This window comes from Halalkalibacter flavus (assembly GCF_036663575.1).
GTDB lineage: Bacteria > Bacillota > Bacilli > Bacillales > Bacillaceae_D > Halalkalibacter > Halalkalibacter flavus.
The window spans coordinates 1-229 of sequence record NZ_JAWRVK010000449.1 but is presented as its reverse complement, the minus strand read 5'-3'; the positions used below and the strand labels follow the sequence as shown (position 1 = coordinate 229).

General features: G+C 69.0%; 1 protein-coding gene. It reads left to right on the top strand.

Going from position 1 to position 229, the window contains the following annotated elements:
* Positions 1-5: 5 nt before the first annotated feature.
* The gene (locus SAY88_RS25750; RefSeq protein ID WP_332635275.1) at positions 6-146 is read left to right on the top strand and encodes a 2Fe-2S iron-sulfur cluster-binding protein; all 141 of its coding nucleotides are present in this window, start codon (positions 6-8) and stop codon (positions 144-146) included.
* The last annotated feature ends 83 nt before the right edge of the window (positions 147-229 follow it).

Genomic DNA, 229 nt, shown 5'->3' with positions numbered 1-229 from the left:
AATTCCTGCGCGACAACCCGGCGCCGTCGGAGCGCCAGGTGCAAGAGGCGCTGTCGGGGAACCTCTGCCGCTGCACCGGCTATCAGGGCGTCGTCGCGGCGGTGCTGGACGCCGCCAAGCGGCTCGGCGATGGGGCGAAGGGGTAAGCCATGGACGGCGGTAAAGCCCGATGAGCGAGAAGATCACCACCACCGGCGCCAAGCGGTTGGAGGATCCGGCGCTGTTTCGC